This is a genomic window from Cellulomonas sp. B6 (assembly GCF_001462455.1).
GTDB lineage: Bacteria > Actinomycetota > Actinomycetes > Actinomycetales > Cellulomonadaceae > Cellulomonas.
In genome coordinates, this window is record NZ_LNTD01000135.1 from 1 (window position 1) to 11,518 (window position 11,518).

Here is an 11,518-nt window from a genome sequence, read left to right on the forward strand (position 1 = left end):
CAGGTGTCGAGCTCCACCGTCCCAGGCTAGACGTCGGCCGGGGGTGCGTCCTCGCGGGCGGCCGCTGCCGGGGGCGGGGCCTGCGTCGCGGGCAGCGGACGCGCGGCGCCGGTGACGAGCAGCCCGAGCGCGACGGGCGCGAGGATCACGAGCAGCGCGTCACGGTAGCCGACGTGCTCGGCGAGCAGCCCGAGCAGGGGCGGGCCGGCGAGGAACGCCGAGTACCCGATCGTCGAGACGACCGCCACGCGCTGCGCGGCGCGGCGCGGGTCGTCGGAGGCCGCGCTCATGCCCACCGGGAACCCGAGCGCGGCACCCGTGCCCCACACGACCACGCCGAGCAGCGCGAGCCAGAGCTGGTCGGCCAGGCCGAACAGCAGCAGCCCGGCGGCCGCGAGCGCGGCGCACAGCCGCAGCACGGCGACGCGCCCGTACCGGTCGAGCAGCGCGGTGCCGAACAGCCGCATCGCGGTCATCGCCGTGACGAACAGACCGAAGCCGACGGCGCCGGTGGCGTGCGCGGTGCCGAACCCGTCGACCACGGCGAGGCTCACCCAGTCGTTGGCCGACCCCTCGGTGAGCGCCGCGGCCAGCACGACGAGACCGATGAGCAGCGTGCGCGGCTCGAGCCACGCGCCGAGCGCGGCCCGCGCGCCGCGGGGTGCCGAACCCTGCGCGTGACCCGCGTCGGGCCCGTCGGCGTGCGGCTCGGCGGGGGTGTGCACGAGGAACGCGCGGACCGCGACCGCCACGGCGACGGCGGACAGCACGACCATCACCGGCAGGTGCACCTGCACGGGGACGTGCGCCCAGGCCGCGAGCGCCGCGACACCGGCGGCCGCCATCGTGCCGAACGAGAACCCCGCGTGGTAGCGCGGCATGACTGTGCGCCCCAGGCGCTGCTCGACGAGCGCCCCCTCGAGGTTCATCGCGGCGTCCCACACTCCGGTGCCGACGCCCGCGAGGACCAGGCCGACCCCGACGACGGGGATCAGCCCGAGCGTGACGCCGAGCGACGCGACCACGTACCCGGCCGCGTTGAGGACGGCGAACCCGAGGACGGTGCGCCGCGCACCGAGACGCTCGACGACCAGCCCCGACAGCGGCAGCGAGAGCAGCGACCCGACCGCGCCGACGAGCAGCAGGACGCCCATGCGCTCGGGCGTGAGGTCGAGCGCGTCCCGCACCGCGGGCAGGCGGGACGCCCACGAGGCGAAGTTGACCCCCGAGAGCAGGAAGACCGCGAACACGGCCGCGGACGCGAGCCGGACCTCCCGGGGGTCGGGCGTGCGCACCGCGCGGGAGCCGGTGGACCCGGCGGTCATCGTGCGCTCCTCGGGCCCGCCACGGCGGTCTCGGGGTCCGCGATGTCGACGCCGGGGCCCGTCGCGGGCGACCCCACGCGCTCCGGTCCGGCGCCGTCCGGGCGGGCGGGCTGCGGGCAGGTCGGGACCGTGCCGTCGGCGGCGGCCCGCGGCGTCGGGAGCACGACGGACGGCCCGGACGGCTCGGGTTCCCCGGACGCCCCAGGCTCCGCGGACGTCTCAGGCTCCCCGGACGTCCCGGACGTCCCGGACGCCTGAGGGGCGACCGTGCGCGACACCGCGACGCTCGTGAGCATGGCGGCCACGATCAGCACGAGCGCGTGCCGCGCCCCGACGTGCTCGGCCGCGAGCCCCAGCACGGGCGGGGCGACCAGCGAGGCCATCGACGCGAACGCCGACACGACGGCGACCCGCCCCGCGGCGCGCGTGGGGTCGTCGGACGCCGCGGCGATGCCGATCGGCACGGCGAGCGCGGCGCCGAGGCCCCACAGCACGACGCCGACGCCCGCGAGCGGCAGCGACGGAGCGAACCCGAACGTCAGCAGGCCGACCGTCGAGGTCGCGCCCGACGCGCGCAGCACCGCGACGCGGCCGAACCGGTCGAGCAGTCGCGTGCCGAGCAGGCGCACGGCGGTCATCGACGCGACGAACAGACCGAGCACGGCGCCGCCGACGGACTCGCTCGTGGTGAACCCGTCGACGACCGCGAGCGAGAGCCAGTTGTTGGCGGCGCCCTCGGAGAACGCGGCGGCGAGCACGACGACGCCGACCAGCAGCGTGCGAGGTTCGCGCCACGCGCCGAGCGCCGAGCCGATGCGGCGCGCGCCGCGGCGGGCGCGCGACACCGGGACCGGCGCGACGGCCGCGTCGGCCTCCCCCGTGGCGGGGGTGGCGCGGGCGGCGAGCTCCACCGCCGTCGCGGGCAGCACGACACCGCGGACGGACGCGAGGCGCCACACCAGGACGAGCGCGGCGGTCGCCGGCAGCTGGACCGACACCGGGACGCCCGCGGCGGACGCGAGCGCGCTCGTGCCGGAGCCGAGCACGGCGCCGACCGAGAACGCCGCGTGGAACTGCGGGATGATCGTGCGCCCCACGGCCCGTTCGATGCGGGCCGACTCGACGTTGATGGCGACGTTGCCCAGCGCGACGGCGACGCCGTTGAGGAAGATGCCGCAGGCGAGCAGGACGCGCGAGCCGACCGTCGGGCCCGTGCCGAGCAGCACGAGCGCGGTCGCGAGGACGACGGCCGAGAGCACGAGCACGCGCCGCGTGCCGAGCCGCTGCAGCACGACGCCCGACGCGGTGACGGTCAGCAGCGACCCGACGGAACCGACGAGCAGCAGCACGCCGAGGTCGGACGTGCCGAGGTCGAGCAGGTCGCGGACGGTCGGGATGCGCGCGAGCCAGCTCGCGAACGCGAACCCGGCGAGGGAGAAGAGTCCGACGAGCAGGAGCCGCGCGCGGGCGACGCTCGGCGGGGCGTGGCGGGTCACAGGGGCGCTCCGTGGTGCGGGTGACGGCGGACGGAGAGGGCCTCGGTCCGGGCTTCTCGAATCGATTCGATCCGCATGCGCAGCGGGTCGAATCGATATGAGGGGTCCTCGACATTCTGCGGGTACGCTGACGCCGACGTCAACGACCGCGACGCACGTCACCCCGCCTCCGGAGGTACCCGCCCTGTCCGCGCAGCGCACGACCCTGGCCGACGTGGCGGCGGCCGCGGGCGTCTCGGTCTCCACGGCCTCGCTCGCGTTCTCGGGCTCCGGGCCGATCGCCGACGCGACCCGCGAGCGCGTCCTGGCGGCGGCGCGCTCGCTCGCCTACGCCGGGCCCAACCCGCTCGGGCGCCAGCTGCGCCGGGGACGCTCGGGCATCGTCGGCGTCATCATGGGCGACGCGCTGCGCCGCGCGTTCCGCGACCCCGTGTCCTCGCAGGTGCTCGACGGGCTCGCGGCGACGCTCGGCCCGCTCGGGCTCGGCGTGCTCCTGGTGCCCGGCCCGCACGACGCGTCGCAGCCCGCGGTCGACCCGCTGCTGGAGTCCGCCGCGATGGACGTCGCGGTGCAGATGTGGGGCGGGACCACCGACGACCCCGTCCTGGAGACCCTGCGCCGCCGCGGCACGCCGACCGTGCTCGTCGAGGGCACCCCGCAGCCCGACGTCGCGGCCGTCGGGATCGACGACCGCGGCGGCATGGCCGAGCTCACGCGCCACCTGCTCGACCTCGGCCACACCCGGATCGCGACCGTCACGCTGCCCTTCGACCGCGGACGCTCCTCGGGCCCGGCCGACGCGGCGCGCCAGTCCCACCTGGTGTGGGAGATCACGCGTCGGCGGCTCGCGGGCGTCACCGACGCCGGTGTCACGCCGACGACCGTGTACGAGACGCCGGCCTCGCTGGTCGAGAACGGCGCCGCCGCCGGACGTGCGCTCCTCTCCGGCCCGGACCGGCCGACGGCCGTGATCTGCCAGTCGGACCTGCTCGCGTCGGGCGTCGTGCTCGCGGCACGTGAGCTGGGGCTGCGCGTCCCGCAGGACGTGTCGGTCGCGGGGTTCGACGGGCTCGACCTCGCGTGGCTCGCACCCGACGTGCTGACCTCGGTCGCGCAGCCGCTCGCGGAGAAGGGCGCCGCGATCGGCGCCGCCGTGTCCGCGCTGCTCGAGGGCCGCATGCCCGAGCCGCAGGTGCTGCCGGTCGCGCTGCGCGCCGGGACGACGACGGGCCCCGCGCCGCGCTGATCAGGCCACGCCGGTCACGACGTCCCTCGCACGACGTCCGGCGCACGTCGTCAGGCGCACGACGTCCGGCGCACGTCGTCAGGCGCACGACGTTCGGCGCACGACGCGCGCGGCGAGCGCGCGGCGAGCGCGCGGCGCCGCGCGCCAGCGGGACGCCGCGAGCGACGGCCGCGAGGAGGCGGGACGGCTCAGAGGAGGCAGGACGGCTCAGCCGAGCCGCACGACCGCCTGGGCCTTGCCGAGCACGCGTGCGCCCTCGACCGTCACCGTGAGGTCGACGCGCGCCGTCCCGGCCTCGAGGTCGAGCGCCCCGACGGTCGCGACGACGTCGACGTGCGCCTCACCCGGGTCGGGCACGGGCACGGGGCGCGTGAAACGCGTCTGGTAGTCGACGACCGCACCGGGGTCGCCGGCCCAGTCCACGACGACGGCGACCGCCGCGCCCATGGTCCACATGCCGTGCGCGATGACGCCCGGCAGGCCGACCGATGTCGCGACCCGCTCGTTCCAGTGGATCGGGTTGAAGTCGCCCGACGCGCCGGCGTAGCGCACGAGCCGCGCGCGGTCGACGGCGACCGTGCGGCGTGCGACCTCCTGGCCGACCTCGAGGTCGGCGAGCACGGGGGCGGTCATGCGGCGTCCTCGGGGCGCACGGCGAGCGTCGAGACGACGGTCGCGACGGGCGCGCCGGACTCGTCGGCGATCTCGCAGCGGGTGGTGACCATCGACAGCCCCGCGCGCTGCGTCACGGAGTCGACGTGCAGCGTGGTGAGCAGCCGGTCCCCGGCGTGGATCGGGCGGTGGTGCGTGAAGCGCTCGTCGGCGTGCACGACCCGGCTGAAGTCGACACCGGCCGCCGGGTCGTCGACGTACTGCGCCTCGGTCCGCTGCGCGACGACCACGGCGAACGTGGGCGGCGCCACGACGTCGGGGTGGCCCAGCGCGCGGGCGGCGGCGACGTCGGTGTGGGCGGGGTGCGTGGCACCCGTCGCCTCGGCGAACTCGCGCAGCTTCTCGCGCGCGACCACATACACGTCGCCGGGCGGGTAGGCCCGCCCGGCGAAGGAGGTGTCGACCTGCACGTCAGCGTGGCTGCCGGCGTGGACCCGCGTCAGCGGGTCTCGCGGTGCACCGTGTGCTTGTTGTCACGCGGGCAGAACTTCTTCATCTCGAGACGGTCGGGCGTGTTCCGACGGTTCTTCTTCGTGATGTAGTTCCGCTCCTTGCACTCCGTGCAGGCGAGCGTGATCTTCGGGCGGACGTCCGCGCTCTTGCTAGCCATGTTCGTGTCACCTCTCGCGCCCCGCGGGGGCTGCGTTCTTCTCCTGGCGCGCGCCGGCCGACGCGCGCTGCTGCGACGGATGTTCGCCGGACGTGGTAGCGGGAGCGGGATTCGAACCCGCGACACCACGATTATGAGCCGTGTGCTCTAACCACCTGAGCTATCCCGCCACAGCGGTCATGCCCCGGGCGGCCGCCGCGAGGACGGCCGACCCGTGACACACCACAGAGCCCCGAAAGGGAATCGAACCCTTGACCTTCTCCTTACCATGGAGACGCTCTGCCGACTGAGCTATCGGGGCAGCGCGGATCAGAGTACACGGGCCACGGGGCACCTGCGAAATCGGGGTCGCGCGACCGGTCGCCGGCCCCGCCCGACGCTCCCGCGTCGGTCGTCGGAGCGGGCGCGGCGACCCCGCACCGCCGCCCGACGCGCGTCGTCGACCTAAGCGTTTTGGCTCGTCGCGGGCGGCACAGCCCGCGTGTCACGATCCCGCGCATGTCACCCCTCCGCCGGCGCCCCGACGCCCGCCCGACCGCCTCCTGCCCGCGCACCACGCCGCGTCGACGCGTCCCGCGCCGGGACGCGCTCGCCGCCGGCCTCGCGGCCGCCACGCTCCTCGTGACGGCCGCCTGCGGCACCGGCACGAGCACCGACACGGACGCCGGGGTCGACCCGTCCGCGGCGGACTGGCCCGCCGCCGTCTCCCCCGCCGATGCCGACGGCGACGTGTGGGCCGTCTGGACGGCCGTCGACGCGAGCGCCGACGCCGACGCCGTCACGGCCGAGGTCGCGCGCCTCGGCGAGCAGGGCTACGACGTCCAGCCCACCGACCCGGCGTGCCAGGACGGCGCCCACGAGCAGCTCGCGGCGCTCACCGGCATCGCCGAGCCCGTGGCCGTCGGCGTGCTGTTCGCGTCCGAGGAGGACGCGGGCGTGTTCGACACGCGCGACGAGGGGACCACGGTCTCCGTCACGTCCGGCGCCTGGACCTGCTGACGCACGCACGCACGGACCCCGGCCCGGGTCGGCGCGGGGACGACGAAGGGGACGTCCTCGCGGAGGACGTCCCCTTCGGTGCGTGGCGGGTGAGGGATTCGAACCCCCGTAGGCGTTGCCAGCTGATTTACAGTCAGCCCCCTTTGGCCACTCGGGTAACCCGCCAAGGGGCGCGGGCCCGGTGCGACCACCCCGGGGAGCCGTACGAGTACGACGATCCGGTGCGTCCGCGTGAGCCGCGTGCGGATGGAAGGATAGCAAGTCCAGGAGGGGGCTCGCGCCACCCCGGCCCGCACGGGCCGGTCCGGCGCACCGCACGCCCCCGTCCGACGGACGATCAAGGCCCCCGCACGGGGCGCCGGGAGGAGCAGGACATGGCGAGCGAGTCGTCGTTCGACGTCGTGAGCAAGGTCGACCGCCAGGAGGTCGACAACGCGCTGAACCAGGCCGTCAAGGAGATCGCGCAGCGCTACGACTTCAAGGGCGTCGGCGCGTCGATCGCGTGGAGCGGCGAGACGATCCTCATGGTCGCCAACTCCGCCGAGCGCGTGCTCGCGGTGCTCGACGTCTTCCAGTCGAAGCTCATCAAGCGCAACATCTCGCTCAAGGCCCTCGACACGGGCGACGGCGAGCCCAAGCCCTCGGGCAAGGAGTACCGCCTGCCCGCCACCATCAAGGAGGGCCTGAGCAGCGAGGTCGCCAAGAAGCTCGCGAAGCTCGTGCGCGACGAGGGCCCCAAGGGCGTCAAGACGCAGATCCAGGGCGACGAGCTGCGCGTCTCGGCCAAGAGCCGTGACGACCTGCAGGCCGTGATCGCGCTGCTCAAGGGCGCCGACGTCGACGCGGCGCTGCAGTTCACGAACTACCGCTGACCTGCCGCCCGGGCGCCCGGGCGCACCGACGACGCCGGGCACGGAGCACCGCGCCCGGCGTCGTCGCGTCAGTAGCGCGTGACGCCGCCGCCCGCCATGGCCTCGAGGCGCGCGATGCGGTCGGCCATCGGGGGGTGCGTCGCGAAGAGCCGCCCGAGGCCGCCGCCGCGGAACGGGTTGGCGATCATGAGGTGCGACACGTCGACCAGGTCGCGCTCCTGCGGAAGCGGGCGGACGTTCGTCCCGGCCTCGAGCTTGCGCAGCGCCGACGCGAGGGCCAGCGGGTCCCCGGTCAGGCGCGCACCGTCCTCGTCGGCGTCGTACTCGCGCGTGCGGGAGATCGCGAGCTGCACGGTCGTGGCCGCCAACGGCGCCAGGAACACCATGAGCAGGCCCGCGAGCGGGTTGCCGCCGCCGTCGCGACGATCGCCGCCGCCGAAGAACAGCGCGAACTGCGCGAGCGACGTGATGACGCCCGCGACCGCCGCCGCGACCGACGACGTGAGGATGTCGCGGTTGTAGACGTGCATGAGCTCGTGCCCCAGGACACCGCGCAGCTCGCGCTCGTCGAGGATCGCGAGGATGCCGTCGGTGCAGCACACCGCCGCGTTCTGCGGGTTGCGGCCCGTCGCGAACGCGTTCGGCGCCATCGTGGGCGACACGTACAGCCGCGGCATCGGCTGCCGTGCGGCCGTCGAGAGCTCGCGCACGATCCGGTACATCGCGGGCTGCTCGAGCTCGCTCACGGGCCGCGCACGCATGGCGCGGATCGCGATCTTGTCGGAGTTCCAGTAGCTGTACGCCGTCATCGCCAGGCCGGCGAGCGTGAACAGCCACAGGTAGCGCGGCCCGCCCACGAGCCACCCGATGCCGAGCAGGACCGCCCACAGCGCGCCGAACAGCGCCGCCGTCTTCAGGCCGTTGTAGTGCCGGTGACCCATCGCAGTCTCGTCCTCCCCGCGGCCGGCGACCCTCCGCCGCCCGCACCCGTGACAACGCGAGCCGCGCGGGCGGCGTTCCCGACCGTCCGGACGAGGACGCACGAGGGCCCGGACGGCGTGCCGTCCGGGCCCTCGTGGCGCGTCGCGGGGCGTCAGCCCTGCGGCAGCTCGCGGCCGAGCGAGATCGCCACCATGTGCTCGCGCGGCACGAGCTTGACCCGCTCGCGCCCGTGCGGCTCGCCGAGCGACCTCTCGTACGCGTCGAGCAGCTCCCAGCCCGACCAGTCGACGGGCTCGGCGCCCCGCTGCGTGAGGAAGTCGAGCACGGCCTGCGGGTCGCGCTCGGTGGCGGTGAAGAACGCCTCGCCGCCCTCGGCGACGTCCTCGCCCAGGTGGCGGATCGTCTCGGACGCGTCGGACTTGGTGTGGCCGATGAGGCCGACGGGCCCGCGCTTGATCCACCCGGTCGCGTAGACGCCGGGCAGGTGCTCGCCGTCGACGTCGATCACGCGACCCTCGCGGTTGGGGATGACGCCCGCGACGTCGTCGAACGGGATGTCGACGAGCGGTGAGCCGAAGTAGCCGACCGCGCGGTAGACGGCCTGCACGGGCCAGTCGTGGAGCTGCCCCGTGCCCGTGACGTTGCCGTCGCCGTTGAGCGCCGTGCGCTCGGTGCGCAGGCCCACGACCTTGCCGTCCTCGCCCAGCACCTCGACGGGCTGGTGCAGGAAGTGCAGGTGGATGCGCCGCGAGGCCGTGAGCTCCTCGGGCTCCTTGAGCGTCCAGTCCGTGAGGGTCTTGACGACCTGCTTGGTCTGGTTGCTCGAGTGGATCGCCGCCATCGAGCCCTCGTCGAACTCGAAGTCCTCGGGGTAGACGATCGTGTCGACGTCCGGGACGTGGCCGAGCTCGCGCAGCTCGAGCGGCGAGAACTTGGCCTGCGCGGGCCCGCGTCGTGCGAACACGTGCACGTCGGTGACCGGGCTGGCCTTGAGGATGTCGTAGACGTTGGCCGGGACCTCGGTGGGGAGCAGGTCGTCGGCGTGCTTGGCGAGGATCCGCGCGACGTCGAGCGCGACGTTGCCCGCGCCGAGGACGGCGACGTGCTGCGCCTCGAGCGGCCAGGTGCGCGGCACGTCGGGGTGGCCGTCGTACCAGGACACGAAGTCGGCGGCGCCGTACGAGCCCTCGAGGTCGATGCCGGGGATGGGCAACGCGGCGTCGCGGATCGAGCCGGTCGAGAAGATCACGGCGTCGTAGAACGTGCGCAGGTCGTCGAGCTTGAGGTCGGTGCCGTAGTCGACGTTGGCGATGAGGCGGATGTCCCCGCGCTCGAGCACCTTGTGGAGCGCGACGATGATCTGCTTGATCCGCGGGTGGTCGGGCGCGACGCCGTAGCGCACGAGCCCGAACGGCGCGGGCAGGCGCTCGAACAGGTCGATGCTCACGTCGAGGTCCGTCTTGGACAGGATGTCCGCCGCGTAGATGCCGGCCGGACCGGCGCCGACGATCGCGACGCGCAGGGTCGGGGTGCTCACGGGACCAGGTTGCCTTCCGCTGTGGGGAGCCCTCGCACGACGGGGCGCCCTCGAGGGCCCCGGCGGCCGTGCGCCTCGCCGTCGGCGCGAGAGCGATGCCCGGCAAGTCTAGGACGTGAGGGCACCCTTGCTCGACGTCCACTCCACGATACGGACATCCCGCGATGCGGACGTGATGAGAACCGATGGCCGGCGTCCCGCGCCGTACAGTCGCGACGTGGACGCACCCTCCCCCGGCCGCCGCGGCGGCCTCGCCGCCGGCGTCGGCGCGTACCTGCTGTGGGGTGCGCTGCCGCTGTACTTCCCGCTGCTCGCCCCGTCCGGGCCCGTCGAGATCATCGCGCACCGCGTCGTGTGGTCCCTGCTGCTGTGCCTCGTGCTGCTGCGCGTCACCGGCACCTGGGGCGCGTTCCTCGTGATCCTGCGCGACCGTGCGCTGCTCGCCCGGCTCACGCTCGCCGCCGTCCTGCTGGCGGTGAACTGGCTGGTCTTCGTGCACGGCGTGACCACCGGCCACGTCGTCGACGCCGCGCTCGGGTACTTCATCAACCCGCTCGTCACCATCGCGCTCGCCGTGCTCGTGCTCGGCGAACGGCTCCGGCCCGTGCAGTGGGCGGCCGTCGCGTGCGGCACGGCGGCGGTGGTCGTGCTCACGGTCGCGTACGGCCGGCTGCCGTGGATCGCGCTCGTGCTCGCCGGGAGCTTCGGCACCTACGGCCTCATCAAGTCCCGCGTCGGGCCGCGCGTCGCCGCCCTGCCGGGCCTGGCCGCCGAGACCGCCGTGCTGGCGCCCGTCGCGGTCGCCTACCTCGTCGTCCTGCACGCGCTCGGCCTCGGCACGGCTGCGCTCGACTGGCACGGCCTCGCGCTGGTGGGCACGGGCGTCCTCACGGCCGTCCCGCTCCTGCTGTTCAACTCGGCCGCCCGGCGGCTGCCGCTCGCGACCGTCGGGCTGCTGCAGTACCTGGCACCCGTCCTGCAGCTCGCGATCGGCGTGCTCGTGGCCGGTGAGCGGATGCCACCCAGCCGCTGGTGGGGGTTCGGCCTGGTCTGGGTCGCGCTCGTGGTGCTCACGGTCGACGGCCTGCGGCACGCGCGGCGCCCGGTCCCCCGGGCCGTCGACGGCACCGCGACCTGAGGCGTCGGCGCCGCCCACGGCACCGCCGCGCGCGGCGCGCCCGCGAGGGATCAGGCGTCAGTCGTCCTCGACGCGCACCTCGCGGTCACCGAGACGCACGGTCCACCCCGCACGCACCACGGCCGGGGTGCCGGCCGGCAGCACACGTGCGACACCGTCGGGGTCGACGACGACGGTGCCGTTGGTCGACCCGCGGTCGGCGACCCAGATCGCCGCGTCCTGCCCGGCCTCCGCCTCCTGCGGCCCGAACTCGGCGTGCACGCGCGACAGCGACCGCCCGGCGTCCTGCAGCGCGACGACGTGCAGGATGTCCTCGCCGTCCTCGGCACGCGGACCGCGCCCCACGAGGCCGCGACCGACGACCCGGACCCGCTCCCCCGTGTCGAAGCTCAGCGCGAGCGTCCCCGTGCGGCGCCGCAGCGAGTCGGGGTGCCGCACGCGGGTGTGCTCGAGCTCGGCGAGGTCGTCGTCGGCCGTCACCCCGAACGACTCCGGCACGGCGGGCGGCTGGGCGGCGGGCGACGGCGCGACAGGCGGCTGGGCGGCGTTCGACGCTCCAGGACCGCGCCCCACGGTCGGCGGCGGCGGCAGCAGGTCCGCAACGGGTCGTTCGGGCCGGTCAGCCGGTCGCGGGGACCGCGGGGCCTCCGCGACCAGGTCCGGCGCAGGGGCGGACGGCGG

The 11,518-nt window shown here is 75.1% G+C and carries 12 protein-coding genes and 3 tRNA genes; 4 read left to right on the forward strand and 11 right to left on the reverse strand.

Annotation, left to right across the window (positions count from 1 at the left end; translation table 11 throughout):
- Nucleotides 1-26: 26 nt before the first annotated feature.
- Both ATM99_RS12635 and ATM99_RS12640 read right to left on the reverse strand, forming a co-directional pair.
- Nucleotides 27-1,325 (reverse strand): MFS transporter, encoded by a 1,299-nt coding sequence (locus ATM99_RS12635; RefSeq protein WP_062103251.1) that lies wholly within the window; start codon nt 1,323-1,325, stop codon nt 27-29.
- The gene (locus ATM99_RS12640; protein WP_082659699.1) at nt 1,322-2,821 is read right to left on the reverse strand and encodes a sugar MFS transporter; all 1,500 of its coding nucleotides are present in this window, start codon (nt 2,819-2,821) and stop codon (nt 1,322-1,324) included. Before ATM99_RS12640 ends, ATM99_RS12635 begins: the two co-directional genes overlap by 4 nt.
- A gap of 184 nt (nt 2,822-3,005) precedes the next feature.
- Here ATM99_RS12640 and ATM99_RS12645 point away from each other — a divergent pair, with 184 nt between their 5' ends.
- Complete coding sequence (locus ATM99_RS12645; RefSeq protein WP_062103260.1) at nt 3,006-4,067, forward strand: LacI family DNA-binding transcriptional regulator; 1,062 nt, start codon at nt 3,006-3,008, stop codon at nt 4,065-4,067.
- A gap of 207 nt (nt 4,068-4,274) precedes the next feature.
- Here the strand turns inward: ATM99_RS12645 and ATM99_RS12650 are convergent, their stop codons facing one another.
- The 5 genes from ATM99_RS12650 to ATM99_RS12670 all read right to left on the reverse strand — a co-directional run bounded on the left by ATM99_RS12650 (nt 4,275) and on the right by ATM99_RS12670 (nt 5,650).
- Complete coding sequence (locus ATM99_RS12650; protein ID WP_062103252.1) at nt 4,275-4,700, reverse strand: MaoC/PaaZ C-terminal domain-containing protein; 426 nt, start codon at nt 4,698-4,700, stop codon at nt 4,275-4,277.
- A complete protein-coding gene (locus ATM99_RS12655; protein ID WP_062103253.1) occupies nt 4,697-5,149 on the reverse strand; it encodes a MaoC family dehydratase N-terminal domain-containing protein in 453 nt (150 codons plus the stop codon). Before ATM99_RS12655 ends, ATM99_RS12650 begins: the two co-directional genes overlap by 4 nt.
- Nucleotides 5,150-5,178: 29 nt before the next feature.
- Nucleotides 5,179-5,349, reverse strand: coding sequence for a 50S ribosomal protein L33 (gene rpmG, locus ATM99_RS12660; RefSeq protein ID WP_046529021.1), 171 nt, complete (start codon nt 5,347-5,349; stop codon nt 5,179-5,181).
- A 93-nt stretch (nt 5,350-5,442) separates the two neighbouring features.
- Nucleotides 5,443-5,519, reverse strand: a tRNA-Met gene (locus ATM99_RS12665).
- A 58-nt stretch (nt 5,520-5,577) separates the two neighbouring features.
- Nucleotides 5,578-5,650: transfer RNA gene (locus tag ATM99_RS12670), tRNA-Thr, on the reverse strand.
- 197 nt (nt 5,651-5,847) lie between these two features.
- Between ATM99_RS12670 and ATM99_RS19000 the strand changes: the two genes are divergently transcribed.
- The gene (locus tag ATM99_RS19000) at nt 5,848-6,348 is read left to right on the forward strand and encodes a hypothetical protein (RefSeq protein WP_062103254.1); all 501 of its coding nucleotides are present in this window, start codon (nt 5,848-5,850) and stop codon (nt 6,346-6,348) included.
- 83 nt (nt 6,349-6,431) lie between these two features.
- Here the strand turns inward: ATM99_RS19000 and ATM99_RS12680 are convergent.
- A tRNA-Tyr gene (locus ATM99_RS12680) sits at nt 6,432-6,513 on the reverse strand.
- Nucleotides 6,514-6,722: 209 nt separating this feature from the next.
- On the opposite strand from ATM99_RS12680, the gene ATM99_RS12685 reads away from it, so the two are divergent.
- Nucleotides 6,723-7,220, forward strand: a complete 498-nt coding sequence (locus ATM99_RS12685) for a YajQ family cyclic di-GMP-binding protein (RefSeq protein ID WP_062103255.1) — start codon at nt 6,723-6,725, stop codon at nt 7,218-7,220.
- A 68-nt stretch (nt 7,221-7,288) separates the two neighbouring features.
- Here the strand turns inward: ATM99_RS12685 and htpX are convergent, their stop codons facing one another.
- Complete coding sequence (htpX, locus tag ATM99_RS12690) at nt 7,289-8,161, reverse strand: zinc metalloprotease HtpX (RefSeq protein ID WP_062103256.1); 873 nt, start codon at nt 8,159-8,161, stop codon at nt 7,289-7,291.
- Between the two features lie 152 nt (nt 8,162-8,313).
- Nucleotides 8,314-9,699, reverse strand: a complete 1,386-nt coding sequence (locus ATM99_RS12695) for an FAD-dependent oxidoreductase (RefSeq protein WP_062103257.1) — start codon at nt 9,697-9,699, stop codon at nt 8,314-8,316.
- Between the two features lie 217 nt (nt 9,700-9,916).
- Between ATM99_RS12695 and rarD the strand changes: the two genes are divergently transcribed.
- Nucleotides 9,917-10,837, forward strand: coding sequence for an EamA family transporter RarD (gene rarD, locus ATM99_RS12700; RefSeq protein WP_062103258.1), 921 nt, complete (start codon nt 9,917-9,919; stop codon nt 10,835-10,837).
- 57 nt (nt 10,838-10,894) lie between these two features.
- On the opposite strand, the gene ATM99_RS12705 is transcribed toward rarD, so the two are convergent.
- Nucleotides 10,895-11,335 (reverse strand): FHA domain-containing protein, encoded by a 441-nt coding sequence (locus tag ATM99_RS12705; RefSeq protein WP_062103259.1) that lies wholly within the window; start codon nt 11,333-11,335, stop codon nt 10,895-10,897.
- Between the last annotated feature and the right edge of the window lie 183 nt (nt 11,336-11,518).